The following is a 14,468-nucleotide window of genomic DNA, read 5'->3' on the forward strand; positions in this document are numbered from 1 at the left end:
AAACAAGTTTAGCTCTTTTTGGGCTGTTGAACGGCATGTCGCGGCTGCAACCACAATCGCTAAAGTTGAGAGCGGGAGCGCACATACCAACACGGATAATAGGGAATTGTTCCACCAATGCAATGACCAGCGGATTAAAAAACAAGCGGCACAGCCAGTTGGCCATGCAAAAAAGCGCTGCCGGAGCGCGTGGCGGCGGCCTTGGTCCGTGGAGAACAACTGACAACCGCGTCGAGGCAAAAGTGAAAGGTGCGATCCGCGGCGACCGATGGAGGTTTACGATCCTGGGTGCCTACAAACGTAGGTGGGCGCCATATGTCCAAGCCCACGGGCCTGGCCAGGGACAGCTCCCTTTGGATCGAGTATGGCCCCAGGGATTGAGTTTCCTGTCGAGAAGCGCAGAACGCACCTTCTATATAGGACGGTTCTGGGAGCAGCGGAAGGGGGTTAACGGCGAGAATGTTGCGGTGGAGCGTGTGGGACAAACAATCCGTGCAGTTTGGGTGTGATTGCCCAATCGAAACAAACCCGAACCCTGTGCCAGAACGTCAAAAAAACTAAAGACGTATCAATTCACGACTGGCTTCGGTCGTGCCACCAGTTTCTCCGTGATCCCGTTAAGACGCGAGGAAAGATCGGAGATGGCGTTCACCACCAGCTCATCATTCTTCGCCTTGCTCTGGGCCATGCCGTCATGATTTTTCTGCAAGGATGCGAGCTGGCTTTCCAGCGCTTCGATCTTGCGCGATAGCTCCGACATTTCATCCGTGATCATGATGCCCGCCATGACGGTCAGCCGGAGATCGCCAATTTCACCGAACTGGCTTTTGAGATGACCGACATACTGGTCGAACTGGCTGGCCAGATCGGTCAGATGGGCCTCCTGCCCTGCCTCGCAGGCCATGCGATAGGCCTTGCCGTCGATCATCACGGTGACTTGAGCCATGGATAAAACTCCTTATCGGTCCAGCACGGCGCGGATCGTTTCCATCGCAGTCACCAGGCGGCGGGAAACCTCGCGGTTGACTTCTTCGAGGCGATTGGCTCGAAACTGCGACTGGTCGAGCTCCTGCGCCAGCCGTGCGCGGTCCACATGCACACGCTTCACCTCGCTCTCGACTTCGCCATTCTCGCGCTGACGCTCGATGCGCATATCGATGGCGTTCTCAAGGCTGTTGATGGCGGAGCCTAGCTCCGACAACGCGATCTGTATGGTTTTATCCGCCGTCATCGTTTCTTCCAAACCGCAAGCAGCAAGCCGAATCGTTATTGCTTGGTGTCAATCATGGCCCGTGCACGATATGACCTGATTAACGGCCACGTCAATCAAACCAATACATTCAAGCACTTTGCGCTGTGGATGAATGCAGCACGCCAAGGGCAGAAAGTTGGCGACGGCCTGAATATTGCCAAAATACGAAACGATTTTTGTTGCAGATCGAACTGCAAGCGGCGTTGGTTTTATTGACTCGCCCGCCCTACCTGCTATGGATCAACCCGCTTTTTGGATAGTCACAATGGCTATCTCCTTTCACCCGGAACAGACGGAAAAGCCATGATTTCTCGCGATAAACACGACCGGATGGCCAATGCAATCCGCTTTCTTGCCATGGATGCTGTGGAGAAGGCCAATTCCGGCCACCCAGGCCTGCCAATGGGCGCTGCGGACGTGGCCACGGTTCTCTTCACGCGTTACCTGAAATTCGATCCGAAGGCATGGCAGTGGCCAGACCGCGACCGCTTCGTGCTGTCGGCCGGCCACGGCTCCATGCTGCTTTACTCACTCCTTTACCTCACAGGGTACGAGGACATGACGATCGACGAGATCAAGCGTTTCCGTCAGCTTGGTTCCAAAACAGCCGGTCACCCCGAATATCATCACGCCACCGGCATCGAAACCACGACCGGTCCGCTGGGTCAGGGCATCGCCAATGCCGTCGGCATGGCCATTGCCGAGCGCAAGCTAGAAGAAGAATTCGGTTCCGATCTTCAGAGCCACTTCACCTACGCGCTGTGCGGCGATGGTTGCCTGATGGAAGGCATAAGCCATGAAGCGATTGCGCTGGCTGGCCACCTGAAGCTCAACAAGCTCGTGTTGTTCTGGGATAACAACAACATCACCATCGACGGTGAAGTCGGACTGTCGGACTCGACAGACCAGATCGCCCGCTTCAAGGCCGTTCACTGGAACACAATTGAGATCGACGGTCACGACCCGGAAGCGATTGCCAACGCCATCGAAGCCGCCCACGCCTCCGACCGCCCAACCTTCATCGCCTGCAAAACCGTCATCGGTTTTGGCGCGCCAAACAAGCAGGGCACGCACAAGGTGCACGGCAACCCGCTAGGTGCCGAAGAAATCGCCGCTGCCCGCAAGAGCCTGAACTGGGAAGCCGAACCTTTCGTCATCCCGGAAGACGTGCTTGACGCCTGGCGTCTGGCTGGCCTGCGCTCCACCAAGACGCGCCAGGAGTGGGAAGCTCGCCTGGAAGCGACCGACGCCGACAAGAAGGCCGAGTTCAAGCGCCGCTTTGCCGGTGACCTGACTGGTAATTTCGACAGCTCCATCGACGCCTTCAAGAAGAAGGTTGCCGCCGATAACCCAACGGTTGCCACCCGCAAGGCATCTGAAGACACGCTCGAAGTCATCAATGGCATTCTGGCCGAAACGATCGGCGGCTCTGCCGACCTGACGCCATCCAACAACACCAAGACGAGCCAGATGAAGTCGATCACGCCGACCGATTTCTCGGGCCGTTACCTGCATTACGGCATCCGCGAACACGGCATGGCAGCAGCCATGAACGGTATTGCGCTGCATGGCGGTCTTATTCCTTACGCTGGCGGCTTCCTGATCTTCTCGGATTATTGCCGTCCTTCCATCCGCCTGGCAGCCCTCATGGGCATCCGCGTCGTTCACGTGTTGACGCACGACTCGATCGGCGTTGGCGAAGACGGCCCGACCCACCAGCCGGTCGAGCAGATTGCCGCACTTCGCGCCATTCCGAACCTTCTCGTCTTCCGCCCTGCGGATGAAACCGAAACGGCTGAAGCCTGGCAGTTCGCGCTGCACCAGAAGAACCGCCCGTCGGCACTGGCTCTCACCCGTCAGAACCTGGCTCCGGCCCGCAAGGAATACGAGGAAAAGAACCTCGTCTCCTACGGCGCATACGAACTGGTTTCGGCAAGCGACGCCAAGGTCTCGATCTTTGCATCCGGTTCGGAAGTCGAGATTGCGCTGAAGGCTGCCGCCGACCTCAAGGTCAAGGGCATCTCCACCCGCGTCGTTTCTGTTCCCTGCTTCGAACTCTTCAAGGAGCAGCCGGAGACCTATCGCAAGGCGATCATCGGCAACTCGCCGGTCAAGGTTGGTGTCGAAGCCGCCATTCGTCAGGGCTGGGATTACTTCATCGGCAATGACGGCGCGTTTGTCGGCATGCACTCCTTCGGCGCATCCGCCCCTGCCAAGGATCTCTACAAGCATTTCGGCATCACGGCAGAAGCCGTCGTTGCTGCGGCAGAAGCGAAGCTCGGCTGAGGGCTTCGCGCCCTCGACCACCCATACAAAATCGAGATATTGACAGGGAGTATGTAAATGACTGTAAAAGTTGCCATTAACGGTTTTGGTCGCATCGGCCGTAACGTCCTTCGCGCTATCGTGGAATCCGGCCGCACGGACATCGAAGTCGTTGCCATCAACGACTTAGGCCCGGTCGAAACCAATGCGCATCTGCTACGCTACGACAGCATCCACGGCAAATTCCCGGCTGACGTGAAGGTCGAAGGCGACACGATCATCGTTGCTGGCGGCAAGCCGATCAAGGTCACAGCTGTGCGCGATCCAGCCCAGCTGCCGCACAAGGAACTCGGCGTCGATATCGCGCTGGAATGCACCGGCATCTTTGTTGCCCGTGACAAGGCAGCCGCTCACCTTACCGCCGGTGCAAAGCGCGTCATCATCTCGGCGCCTGCCGAAGGTGCGGATCTGACGGTCGTCTTCGGTGTCAACCACGACCAGTTGACGAAGGACCACCTCGTCATCTCCAACGCATCCTGCACGACAAACTGCCTGGTTCCAGTCGTCAAGGTTCTGGATGACGTCGTCGGCATCGACCACGGCTTCATGACCACGATCCACTCCTACACCGGCGACCAGCCAACGCTGGATACCATGCACAAGGACCTGTACCGCGCCCGCGCCGCTGCCCTGTCCATGATCCCGACCTCGACCGGCGCCGCCAAGGCCGTTGGCCTCGTACTGCCACACCTCAAAGGCAAGCTCGACGGCACGTCTATCCGCGTTCCAACGCCAAACGTCTCGGTCGTCGACTTCAAGTTCGTGGCCAAGAAGGCAACGACCGTCGAGGAAATCAACAACGCCATCAAGTCCGCCTCCAACGGCGCGCTGAAGGGCATCCTCGGCTATACCGACGAACCATTGGTCTCCCGCGACTTCAACCACGACAGCCACTCTTCCATTTTCGCAACGGACCAGACAAAGGTCATGGAAGGCAACTTCGTGCGTATCCTGACCTGGTACGACAACGAATGGGGCTTCTCCAACCGTATGTCCGACACGGCAGTGGCGCTGGCCAAGACGATCTGATTTTTCGCAGATAGTGAATGAGCAAAACCCGGCGGGAGCGATCCTGCCGGGTTTTGTGTTTTGGGACATCAGTTTTCAGGTTAGCCCAGCGCGGTCTGCTGATCGATTGGCTTACCGCTGAACGGCGCGACATTGATCTCGCCTTCCCGCTTGCGCGCCTGCGCAATATCAAAGCTGTTCTGCATCCTCATCAACGTATCCATTGACACACCGAAGGCTTTCTCGATTCTCAACGCCATCTCCGAAGAGAGATGCGAGCGTTCATTCAGCAGAGCCGACAAGGCCGCTCTCGTGACACCGAGGACCTGCGCCGCAGCCGTGACAGATAGGCCTAGCGGTTCGATAATCTCGCTTTTGATGAAACCGCCGGGGTGAGCGGGGTTTTTCAGGCGGATGCCTTGCATCGCATTCATAGCCACCTCCTAGTGATAGTCTTCATAGTCGAGATCGACAATCTCGATTTCCGCTTGATCGATCCGCAGCGTGATCCGCCAGTTCTTTGTAACGAACAGGCTCCAGGTGCCCTTGCGATCACCGGTCAGTTGATGCGCCTTCCAGCTCGGAACCGTGCGTAATTCGTCTTCGCGTTCCATATCCTGAAGGAAAGAAACGATGCGAAGCAGTTTCGGCACCACGGCCGCCTGCAAGCCGGACGCGTCATCGTCCTCGATCAAACGGCGCAAACCCTTATGGATCACGTTACGGATTTTCATGAGATCAAACTAACAATTGGAATGAAAAGCGTCAAGCTACACTATACACCATATGCCTAATTTACGTAACGTCAAATCAATCTGCAAACCGTCATTTTCCTCCTCGCTCGCCTTGCTCTGGTCCATATTCGCCCGGAAAAATCCAACTAGGGATTCGGTCGCGTCGCTCTGCGCATCCTGCCCTGCCGTATCATTCGATACACCTCGCCTTGCCCTGCCCGCTGCGCGAAACCCCTGCGCCGTGGCCGTCCAAAACGTGGCGCATTGACTGCTGACGTGCGGGAGCATGTGCGCCACGCGGCCTTTCAGGAAAAGGACGTGTGCGTGGAATCGTTTTATTTATTGCTGCTCGTCGCCACCGTCCTCGTTCTTGTCGCTGCCTTTTCCAGCCTCATCGCCTACCGCTTTGGCGCGCCGCTGCTGCTTCTTTTCCTGATGATAGGCCTTGCAGCGGGCACAGATGGGCTGGGCATTCATTTCAGCAACAATCCGCTGGCCTACATGCTGGGCTCGCTGGTGCTGGCCGTTATCCTGTTCGATAGCGGCTTCGGCACATCGATCCAGTCTTTCAAGCTGTCCGCCGGGCCATCCATTTCTTTGGCCACTGTCGGCGTGGTGCTGACATCGGTGTTTTTTGCAGGTGCCGCAGCCCTGCTTCTCGGCTTCTCCTGGCTGGAAGGCCTGTTGCTGGGCTCCATCGTCGCCTCCACGGATGCGGCCGCAGTGTTCTTTCTGCTGCGCATCGGCGGTATTCATATCCGCGATCAGGTGCGCTCCACCCTTGAAGTCGAATCCGGCACCAACGATCCAATGGCGATTTTCCTGACTGTCGCGCTCGTGGAAGTCGTCTCGAAAGGTCAGGGCATTGCGGGTTTCGATACCAGCTTCCTTCTCCTGTTCATGCAGGAAATGGCGTTGGGCGTCATCTTCGGCTTGGGCGGCGGGCTGATGATCGTCACTGTCGTCAACCGCTTTCAGGTGGATCGCGGCCTTGTGCCGATCCTTGTTCTAGCGTTGGCGCTGCTGGTATTTTCCGCCACCGGAGCGTTGCATGGCAGCGGTTTTCTGGCGGTCTATGTCGCGGGCATCGTTGCAGGCAATCGCAAGATTTTCGCCAAGGGCGCCATCCGCCGATTTCATGAGGGCATGACGTGGCTGGCGCAGATCATCATGTTCTTGATGCTCGGCCTTCTCGCAACGCCCTCGCAGTTTCCTGCCATCATCGTGCCTGCAGTGTTACTTGCGCTGTTCCTCATCTTCATCGCAAGACCGTTGGCCGTGTGGCTCAGCCTCATGCCCTTCAACTATACCCAGCAGGAAACGACCTTCGTCGCCTGGGTGGGCTTGCGCGGTGCTGTCTCCATTCTGCTGGCCATTCTGCCAGCACTGGGCGGGTTGCAAGGTGCGGAAACCTATTTCAACGCGGCGTTCATCATCGTTCTCGTTTCGCTTCTGTTGCAGGGCTGGACCATCAAACCCGTTGCCACACGCCTCGGCCTCATCGTGCCGCCGCGCATGGGCGATGTCGACAAACTCGAAGTGGACCTGCCCGGTACCGCCACCCACGAACTGGTATCCTACCGCGTTGCAAAAGGCAGCGCGGTGTTACAGGGGGAGCGCATTCCGCGCTGGGCCATGCCGTCGCTGGTGGTGCGGGAGGGCAAGTCCATTCGCTATCAATATGCTGGTCGCCTGCGCGAAAACGATCTGGTCTATCTCTTCGTCATTCCCATCAATTCACGGCTTCTCGACCGGCTGTTTGCCAGCGCAAAACCGGTGACAAAGGATGACGAAGACCTGTTCGGCACTTTCGCCATCTCGCCCCAGCGCCCCGCGCGAGAACTGGATGCCTCCTATGGGCCGGGCCTTTTGACCATGCAGGAGCAATCGCTGACGGTTGCCGAGCTCATCACCAGCCGTCTGGGCGGCAAGGCCGAATATGCCGACCGTGTGCGCCTGGGCTCATTGATCCTCATCGTCCGAGATCTCGATGAGAACCACGCCATTTCCAGCGTCGGCATTTCACTGGAACCTGTGGAGCCCGCCATCACCCTGCCCGTCTTCATCAGCCTGAAGGAAATCGTCCACCGAACACGCAGCCATTTTGCCGAGAAACGGCGTACGCGCCGCGCAGCAGCCACCGGTAACCCCATACCAGTGGCGGGCGACGACAGTACGCAGGCAGAAAATGATCGTTGAGCGGCTTGCACCTCGGGTCAAGCATAGTATGTTCGCGCGCAAAGCCATTCCATCAACGACAGCAGGATCGACCTATGCCCGCCTTCAAGACCCTCGATCACCTCACCGATATCGCCGGAAAGCGCGTTCTTGTGCGCGTAGACCTCAACGTTCCGGTTGCTGACGGCAAGGTCACCGACAAGACCCGCATAGAACGCGTTGCCCCTACTATTCTCGAACTGTCGAAAAAAGGCGCGAAAGTCATTCTGCTGGCCCATTTCGGTCGCCCGAAGGGTGAGCCCGTCGCCGACATGTCACTATCGCTCATCACCTCTGCTGTGGAAGAGGTTCTCGGCCATACCGTTCACTTCGCCTCGGACGCGATTGGAGAGCCTGCGGCAACCGCTGTTGCCGCCATGCAGAATGGCGACATTCTGCTTCTGGAAAACACCCGCTTCCACAAGGGCGAAGAAAAGAACGATGCCGCCTTCGTGGCCGAACTGGCAAAGAACGGCGATATCTACGTCAACGACGCCTTCTCCGCCGCCCACCGTGCCCACGCTTCCACCGAAGGTCTTGCGCGCCACCTGCCCGCTTACGCTGGCCGCACGATGCAGGCAGAGCTTGAAGCGCTGGAAAAGGGTCTCGGCGCACCTGCCCGCCCAGTCGTTGCCATCGTCGGCGGTGCAAAAGTCTCTTCCAAGATCGACCTGCTGATGAACCTCGTCAAGAAAGTCGATGCGCTGGTCATCGGCGGCGGCATGGCCAACACCTTCCTTGCCGCACGCGGCACCCATGTCGGTAAGTCGCTCTGCGAGCATGATCTGGCCGAAACCGCCAAGCAGATCATGATCGAAGCCGCGACCGCAGGCTGCGCCATCGTGCTGCCAGAAGACGGCGTCGTTGCGCGTGAGTTCAAGGCCAATGCCGAAAACGAAGTCGTTGATATCAACGAAATCCCCGATGACGCAATGGTTCTGGACGTCGGTCCGAAATCCGTCGAAGCCATCAAGGGCTGGATTTCCCGCGCCGAAACGCTGGTCTGGAACGGCCCCCTCGGCGCCTTCGAAATCGCTCCCTTCGACAAGGCCACGGTCGCCGCTGCCCAGCATGCAGCCGAATGCACCAGAAACGGCAAACTCGTCTCCGTCGCCGGTGGCGGCGATACGGTGGCCGCATTGAACCACGCGGGCGTGGCGGACGACTTCACCTACATCTCTACCGCAGGCGGTGCGTTCCTGGAGTGGATGGAAGGCAAGGTCCTCCCGGGTGTGGCGATCCTCACCGAACAGAAGTAGTTGTCAAAAATCACTATGCCGAATGTGCCTTGGCGGTCATATCTACGCCAAGCGCACGCATGACGGCCAGCGTCGTTTTTAGCGTCGGGTTTCCCCGTTCGCTGAAAGAACGATAAAGCTGTTCGCGCGACAGCCCGGTCTTGCGGGATATCTCGGTCATACCCTTGGCGCGTGCCACCACGCCAAGGGCTTTGGCAACATAGGCCGCATCGCCTGTTTCAAATGCATCAGCCATGAAAGCGGCGATTTCTTCATCATCCACCAGTGCGGCGGCTGGGTCGTACGTGGAAAGCTTTTTACTCATCATCTAAAATCCATTCCTTGGCAAGTTTCTTGGCAGCAGCACTGTCGCGGGCTTGAGATCCCTTGTCTCCACCACAGAGCAAGACGATCAGGAGATTTCCGCGCTGCTGGAAGTAGATGCGATATCCCGGTCCATGGTGAATCCGCAGTTCACTGACGCCCTCACCAACTGGCTCAACGTCTCCCGGCAACCCTGCTGCCAGCCGCGTCAACCGCGCTGCGATGAGGGTTCTGGCACGCTTATCTCTGAGGCGGGATTCCCATCTGACGAATACAGCTGTCTGCCTTAGTTCGATCATAAGATTTTGTAGTGTAAAAACTACAATTGTACAATCCTCGCTGAACCAATCATTTCGCATTTAAATTTTTTAAAGATTTTCTAAAGTTTCAAACGATTGAAAGCATTTCAATCGTTTCAATGATTTAGCGCGCCATTTTCCTGCCTTGGAACTTCTGGTACCCCAAAATCATTGTGTCAAAGGAGATCTAAAATGACAGAACGTCTTGAAGACATCGCAGTGAAGATGGTTGCCAACGGCAAGGGTTTGCTGGCCGCGGATGAATCCACCGGCACCATCAAGAAGCGCTTTGACACTATTGGTCTGGAATCCACCGAAACGAGCCGTCGTGATTATCGCGAAATGCTGTTTCGCACGGAAGACGCGATGAGTGGTTGCATCTCGGGCGTGATCCTCTATGAGGAAACCCTGTTTCAGAAAGCAGCAGACGGCACGCCTTTCGTTGACATCATCAAGGCTGCTGGCAGTCTCCCCGGTATCAAGGTTGATATGGGCGCCAAGCCGCAGGCTTTATTCCCCGGCGAAACGGTAACGGAAGGTCTTGACGGCCTGGCCGAGCGCTTGACAAAATATTACGAAGCAGGTGCACGTTTCGCCAAGTGGCGTGGCGTCATCAACATTGGCAACGGTCTGCCGACATGGGGTTCGATCAAGGCGGATTCGCAGGCTTTGGCCCGCTACGCAGCTCTCTGCCAGCAAGCTGGCATCGTGCCGATCGTAGAGCCGGAAGTGCTGATGGACGGTGAACCAGGCAGCCACAGCATCGACCGTTGCGCAGAAGTGACCGAATGGGTCCTGCGCACCGTCTTCACCGACCTGTACGACGCACGCGTCAATCTGGAAGGCATGATCCTCAAGCCAAACATGGTCATTGATGGCAAGAACGCTCGCAAGGCCTCTATCGACGAGGTTGCGGAGAAGACCGTCAAGGTTCTGAAGGTAACCGTCCCATCGGCAGTGCCCGGCGTTGCTTTCCTGTCGGGTGGCCAGTCAGCCGAAGAAGCAACGGCTCACCTCTCCGCCATGAACAGCGGTTATGATCTGCCATGGGCGCTGACCTTCTCCTATGGCCGCGCGCTTCAAGAGACCGCCCTCAACGCATGGGGCGGCAAACAGGAAAACGTCGCGGCTGGACAGCGCGCCTTCCGTCACCGCGCGGAAATGAACTCGCTGGCGGCCCTTGGCAACTGGACAGAAGAGCAGGAAAAGGCCGCTTAAGCCTTTAGCCCAGCGCTACAACGCTTCAAAAGATGATCGACCACCGCCCGTGACACTATTGCGGGCGTTTTTTGTCTTTCTGTTATCTCACGTCAATCTCCTCCCGCACCTCTTACCATTGCATCATATTGACCTTCGCGTAAAAGTAACTCGAATCTATCGGGAGGGATTGATGGAGCGGTTTGACGTTGTGGTTGTGGGTGCCGGGCTGGCTGGGCTAGTTGCGGCGACGGAGGCGGCGGAACGGGGTCTGGCGGTCTGCGTCGTCGATCAGGAAGGGCAGCAGAACCTTGGCGGGCAGGCCTTCTGGTCGTTGGGCGGATTGTTCTTCATCGATAGCCCCGAGCAGCGTTTCATGCGTATCTCCGACAGCCTCGACCTTGCACGGCAGGACTGGCTTGGTTCTGCGGGCTTTGACCGTACCGAAGACCACTGGCCGCGATTGTGGGCGCAGGCCTATCTGGAGTTTGCAGCGGGTGAAAAGCGGGCATGGCTGCACGGGCTGGGCATGCGCTGGTTTCCGGTTGTCGGCTGGGCAGAGCGTGGCGGTGCCCATGCACACGGCCATGGCAACTCCGTGCCGCGTTTCCACGTGACATGGGGCACCGGTCCCGGTGTGCTGGCACCCTTCGTGGAGAAGGCGCAGCGGCTCGCAGGACGGGGATTGATCACGTTCAGGTTCCGCCATCAGGTGGATGCGCTGGAGACTGTGGATGGCGCGGTAACCGGCATCTCCGGCTCGCTGCTGGCGGCTGATCCTGTCCAGCGCGGGGAGAAAAGCAGCCGCGATGTGGTGGGCGACTTCCTGTTCGAGGCGTCCGCCGTCATCGTCACCTCCGGCGGAATTGGCGGCAATCATGATCTGGTGAGACAAAACTGGCCGGTCGACCGTTTGGGCCAACCGCCGGGGGAAATGGTATGTGGCGTGCCCGCGCATGTGGATGGTCGCATGATTGCTATCACCGAGGCGGCAGGTGGCGCGGTCATCAACCGCGACCGCATGTGGCATTACACCGAGGGCGTCAAGAACCACGACCCCATCTGGCCGATGCACGGCATCCGCATCCTGCCCGGCCCCTCGTCCTTCTGGTGCGATGCCAGTGGCGACCGCCTGCCAGCACCTGCCTTGCCGGGTTTTGATACGCTGGGGACACTGAAAATCCTGCGCGAGCGCGGCAGCGATTACAGCTGGTTCATTCTGACGAAAGCGATCATTAAGAAGGAGTTTGCGCTTTCCGGTTCGGAGCAGAACCCGGATCTGACAGACAAGAATATCCGCCTGCTGCTGAAACGTCTGGGCAAGGAACCGGCAGGCCCGATTAAGGCCTTCATGGAGCGCGGCGAGGATTTTGCCGTGCGCGATACGCTGGAAGAATTGGTGCAGGCCATGAACGCGATCAGCGGCGAGGACAGGCTGGACGTCTCACATATCCGCACGCAGATCGAGGCGCGGGACCGAGAGCTTGCTAATAGCTTCAGCAAGGACGCGCAGATCACCGCCATCAGAGGCGCGCGCAATTATCTCGGCGACAAGCTGATGCGCACTGCCAAACCTCACCGCCTGCTGGACCCGACAGCAGGACCGCTGATTGCCGTGCGTCTGCACATCCTGACGCGCAAGACGCTGGGGGGCCTGCACACCGACCTTCAGGGGCGTGTGCTGGATGAGACTGGCAACGCCATTTCCGGCTTGTATGCGGCAGGTGAAGTTTCTGGCTTCGGCGGTGGCGGCATGCATGGCTACAACGCGCTGGAAGGCACGTTTCTGGGCGGGTGCCTGTTTTCGGGCCGGGTTGCCGGTCGCAGCGTCGGCGCTTAGCTGGACTTCACCAATGTCACGACCTCGTCGCTACCCGTCTCGAATTGCAGGCGGGCGAGCTTGGCATAGAGGCCACCTTGGCGAATGAGGCTCTGATGGGTGCCCTCTTCGATGATGCGGCCCTCATCCATCACCAGAATACGGTCTGCCTTCAGCACGGTGGCAAGACGGTGAGCGATAACGATGGTGGTGCGTTTGCTGATGGCCTGATCCAGCGCCTTCTGCACCAGCGTTTCGCTTTCCGCATCCAGCGCCGAAGTAGCTTCGTCGAGCAGCAGGATCGGCGCATCTCGAAGGATGGCACGGGCAATGGCAATGCGCTGGCGCTGGCCGCCGGATAGCGTTACGCCGCGCTCGCCGACAACGGTGTCATAACCTCCGTGAAGCTTGGTGATGAAGCCATCCGCCTGGGCTGCAAGAGCGGCTGCGCGCACCTCCTCGCGGGTCGCATCCGGCTTGCCAAAGGCGATATTGTCATGGATCGAAGTCGCGAAAATCGCCACGTCCTGCGGCACGATGGCAAGACGCGACCGCAGCTCTTCCAGCGAGACAGAGCGGATATCGGTGCCATCAACCGTAATGCGGCCCGACTGCGGATCGTAAAAACGCATCAGCAGCGAAAACACCGTGCTTTTACCGGCACCGGATGGGCCGACGATGGCAACCGTTTCACCGGCGGCAACCGTGAAGGACAGGTCCGAAAGGATCGGCCTGCCCGCCCCTTGCGGGTAATGGAAGGCAACGTTCTCAAAACACGCTTCACCGCGTGCGGGGCGCGGCAAGGCCGCGGGCACAGCAGGCTCTTCAACTGGAGATTTTTCGTTCAGCAGTTCCGACAGGCGTTCTGCAGCACCCCCCGCCTGCGATAGTTCACCCCAGACCTCGGACAATTGCCCAAGAGAACTGGCCGCGATGACGGAGTAGAGAACGAATTGGCTGAGCGTGCCCGCCGAAATCGTACCCGTCAGCACGCCATGGGCGCCGTACCACAAAATGGCAACGACGCTGCCGAAGACGAAGCTGATGGCGACCGCCGTCAGTACGGAACGGGCGCTGATGGCGGCGCGGGCACCCTGATACGCCTTTTCGACGGCGTCGTTATAACGGCTGTTCGCCAGCAGCTCAGCATTGAAGGACTGGATCGTGCGGCTGGCCGATATGGTTTCAGCCGCAAAGGCCGAGGACGCCGCCAGCGTATCCTGCGTGGTTCTGGAGCGCGAGCGCACCGAGCGACCAAAGGCGATCAATGGAAAGACGATGAGGGGAATAGCCAGCAGCGCAAGACCCGCAAGGCGCGGGCTGGTATAGACCATCATGACCACCCCACCCAGACAGAGCAGGATGTTGCGCAGCGCAACGGAGGCGGAAGACCCGAAGGCGGATCGAATCTGCACCGTATCGGCGGTCAGACGCGAGGCGAGTTCACCGGAATGATTGGTATCGAAGAAGGCCTGCGACAGCGAGGTGAGATGAGCGAACACATCGCGGCGCAGATCGGTCACCACACGCTCGCCGATGGTCATCACAAAGTAATAGCGCATGGCGCTGGCCAAGGCCAGAACGACCGCAATCGCCATCAGCACTGCAAAGTAGTTGTTGATCATCGCGCCATCGGCACCCTCGAAACCGTGGTCGATAATCCGACGCACCGCAAGCGGCAGGGCAAGCGTGGTGGCGGAAGACAGAACAAGCGCAAACAGGGCGGCGGCAACCAGCCCGCGATACCGCTTAAGATACGGAAAGAGACTGGCCAGCGGTTTCGGCGTCCTGCGGCCTGCCGTTTTCTGGTCCTGAATAACTGCCACGTTCTACTCCTGCTTTGCCGCTCATCCGTGGCTTTTCAGCCATTCCTGCGGCAAATTCCGCATCTCTGACAATGTGTGCTGCCAAGTGTGGAGCCAAGCATCGGCAGGCACTTGTTATCTCGGTGACCTTCATGTATAGGCTCCGCATCGAATTGGGAAGCCATGGCCAAATGGTCTATGGCTTCATTATTGAATTGGCTCAGTTGACGCAATTGCGGCAAATGGTCCG

13 protein-coding genes and 1 other RNA gene are annotated in these 14,468 nt (G+C 58.5%); 6 read left to right on the forward strand and 8 right to left on the reverse strand.

Going from position 1 to position 14,468, the window contains the following annotated elements; genetic code table 11:
- Window positions 1–249 precede the first annotated feature (249 nt).
- The 3 genes from ssrS to HRR99_RS11960 form a co-directional block, all read right to left on the reverse strand.
- Window positions 250–408: non-coding RNA, 6S RNA (gene ssrS, locus HRR99_RS11950), on the reverse strand.
- A gap of 160 nt (window positions 409–568) precedes the next feature.
- Window positions 569–946 carry a cell division protein ZapA gene (locus tag HRR99_RS11955; protein ID WP_233121873.1) on the reverse strand — a complete coding sequence of 126 codons (378 nt, stop codon included), beginning with the start codon at window positions 944–946 and terminating at the stop codon, window positions 569–571.
- A 12-nt stretch (window positions 947–958) separates the two neighbouring features.
- Window positions 959–1,231 (reverse strand): DUF4164 domain-containing protein, encoded by a 273-nt coding sequence (locus HRR99_RS11960; protein WP_111837603.1) that lies wholly within the window; start codon window positions 1,229–1,231, stop codon window positions 959–961.
- Between the two features lie 324 nt (window positions 1,232–1,555).
- Between HRR99_RS11960 and tkt the strand changes: the two genes are divergently transcribed.
- Complete coding sequence (tkt, locus tag HRR99_RS11965; protein WP_233121875.1) at window positions 1,556–3,538, forward strand: transketolase; 1,983 nt, start codon at window positions 1,556–1,558, stop codon at window positions 3,536–3,538.
- A 57-nt stretch (window positions 3,539–3,595) separates the two neighbouring features.
- Window positions 3,596–4,606 carry a type I glyceraldehyde-3-phosphate dehydrogenase gene (gap, locus tag HRR99_RS11970; RefSeq protein ID WP_065697620.1) on the forward strand — a complete coding sequence of 337 codons (1,011 nt, stop codon included), beginning with the start codon at window positions 3,596–3,598 and terminating at the stop codon, window positions 4,604–4,606.
- Between the two features lie 80 nt (window positions 4,607–4,686).
- On the opposite strand, the gene HRR99_RS11975 is transcribed toward gap, so the two are convergent.
- Together HRR99_RS11975 and HRR99_RS11980 are read right to left on the reverse strand one after the other, a co-directional pair.
- On the reverse strand, window positions 4,687–5,019 hold the full coding sequence (locus HRR99_RS11975) for a HigA family addiction module antitoxin (protein WP_045228458.1): 333 nt from the start codon (window positions 5,017–5,019) through the stop codon (window positions 4,687–4,689).
- 9 nt (window positions 5,020–5,028) lie between these two features.
- On the reverse strand, window positions 5,029–5,319 hold the full coding sequence (locus HRR99_RS11980) for a type II toxin-antitoxin system RelE/ParE family toxin (protein WP_045228457.1): 291 nt from the start codon (window positions 5,317–5,319) through the stop codon (window positions 5,029–5,031).
- A 324-nt stretch (window positions 5,320–5,643) separates the two neighbouring features.
- Here HRR99_RS11980 and HRR99_RS11985 point away from each other — a divergent pair, with 324 nt between their 5' ends.
- Both HRR99_RS11985 and HRR99_RS11990 read left to right on the forward strand, forming a co-directional pair.
- A complete protein-coding gene (locus HRR99_RS11985) occupies window positions 5,644–7,518 on the forward strand; it encodes a potassium/proton antiporter (protein ID WP_233121876.1) in 1,875 nt (624 codons plus the stop codon).
- Between the two features lie 74 nt (window positions 7,519–7,592).
- Window positions 7,593–8,795, forward strand: coding sequence for a phosphoglycerate kinase (locus HRR99_RS11990; RefSeq protein WP_233121878.1), 1,203 nt, complete (start codon window positions 7,593–7,595; stop codon window positions 8,793–8,795).
- Between the two features lie 13 nt (window positions 8,796–8,808).
- Here the strand turns inward: HRR99_RS11990 and HRR99_RS11995 are convergent, their stop codons facing one another.
- Window positions 8,809–9,099, reverse strand: coding sequence for an addiction module antidote protein (locus tag HRR99_RS11995; protein ID WP_233123492.1), 291 nt, complete (start codon window positions 9,097–9,099; stop codon window positions 8,809–8,811).
- Window positions 9,092–9,397 (reverse strand): type II toxin-antitoxin system RelE/ParE family toxin, encoded by a 306-nt coding sequence (locus HRR99_RS12000; RefSeq protein WP_233121879.1) that lies wholly within the window; start codon window positions 9,395–9,397, stop codon window positions 9,092–9,094. The genes HRR99_RS11995 and HRR99_RS12000 overlap by 8 nt, the downstream gene beginning before the upstream one ends.
- Window positions 9,398–9,589: 192 nt before the next feature.
- Between HRR99_RS12000 and HRR99_RS12005 the strand changes: the two genes are divergently transcribed.
- Window positions 9,590–10,615, forward strand: a complete 1,026-nt coding sequence (locus tag HRR99_RS12005; RefSeq protein ID WP_233121880.1) for a class I fructose-bisphosphate aldolase — start codon at window positions 9,590–9,592, stop codon at window positions 10,613–10,615.
- A 172-nt stretch (window positions 10,616–10,787) separates the two neighbouring features.
- On the forward strand, window positions 10,788–12,434 hold the full coding sequence (locus tag HRR99_RS12010) for an FAD-binding dehydrogenase (RefSeq protein WP_233121881.1): 1,647 nt from the start codon (window positions 10,788–10,790) through the stop codon (window positions 12,432–12,434).
- Here HRR99_RS12010 and HRR99_RS12015 read toward each other — a convergent pair.
- Complete coding sequence (locus tag HRR99_RS12015; protein ID WP_233121882.1) at window positions 12,431–14,239, reverse strand: ABC transporter transmembrane domain-containing protein; 1,809 nt, start codon at window positions 14,237–14,239, stop codon at window positions 12,431–12,433. The two genes, HRR99_RS12010 and HRR99_RS12015, sit on opposite strands and share 4 nt — an antisense overlap.
- Between the last annotated feature and the right edge of the window lie 229 nt (window positions 14,240–14,468).

Source organism: Agrobacterium vaccinii, from assembly GCF_021310995.1.
In the GTDB taxonomy this organism is placed as follows: domain Bacteria; phylum Pseudomonadota; class Alphaproteobacteria; order Rhizobiales; family Rhizobiaceae; genus Agrobacterium; species Agrobacterium vaccinii.

Coding starts and splice junctions, on each gene's coding strand:
- HRR99_RS11955 (WP_233121873.1), bottom strand. CDS start 946: ATGGCTCAAGTCACCGTGATGATCGACGGCAAGGCCTATCGCATGGCC.
- HRR99_RS11960 (WP_111837603.1), bottom strand. CDS start 1,231: ATGACGGCGGATAAAACCATACAGATCGCGTTGTCGGAGCTAGGCTCC.
- tkt (WP_233121875.1), top strand. CDS start 1,556: ATGATTTCTCGCGATAAACACGACCGGATGGCCAATGCAATCCGCTTT.
- gap (WP_065697620.1), top strand. CDS start 3,596: ATGACTGTAAAAGTTGCCATTAACGGTTTTGGTCGCATCGGCCGTAAC.
- HRR99_RS11975 (WP_045228458.1), bottom strand. CDS start 5,019: ATGAATGCGATGCAAGGCATCCGCCTGAAAAACCCCGCTCACCCCGGC.
- HRR99_RS11980 (WP_045228457.1), bottom strand. CDS start 5,319: ATGAAAATCCGTAACGTGATCCATAAGGGTTTGCGCCGTTTGATCGAG.
- HRR99_RS11990 (WP_233121878.1), top strand. CDS start 7,593: ATGCCCGCCTTCAAGACCCTCGATCACCTCACCGATATCGCCGGAAAG.
- HRR99_RS11995 (WP_233123492.1), bottom strand. CDS start 9,099: ATGAGTAAAAAGCTTTCCACGTACGACCCAGCCGCCGCACTGGTGGAT.
- HRR99_RS12000 (WP_233121879.1), bottom strand. CDS start 9,397: ATGATCGAACTAAGGCAGACAGCTGTATTCGTCAGATGGGAATCCCGC.
- HRR99_RS12005 (WP_233121880.1), top strand. CDS start 9,590: ATGACAGAACGTCTTGAAGACATCGCAGTGAAGATGGTTGCCAACGGC.
- HRR99_RS12010 (WP_233121881.1), top strand. CDS start 10,788: ATGGAGCGGTTTGACGTTGTGGTTGTGGGTGCCGGGCTGGCTGGGCTA.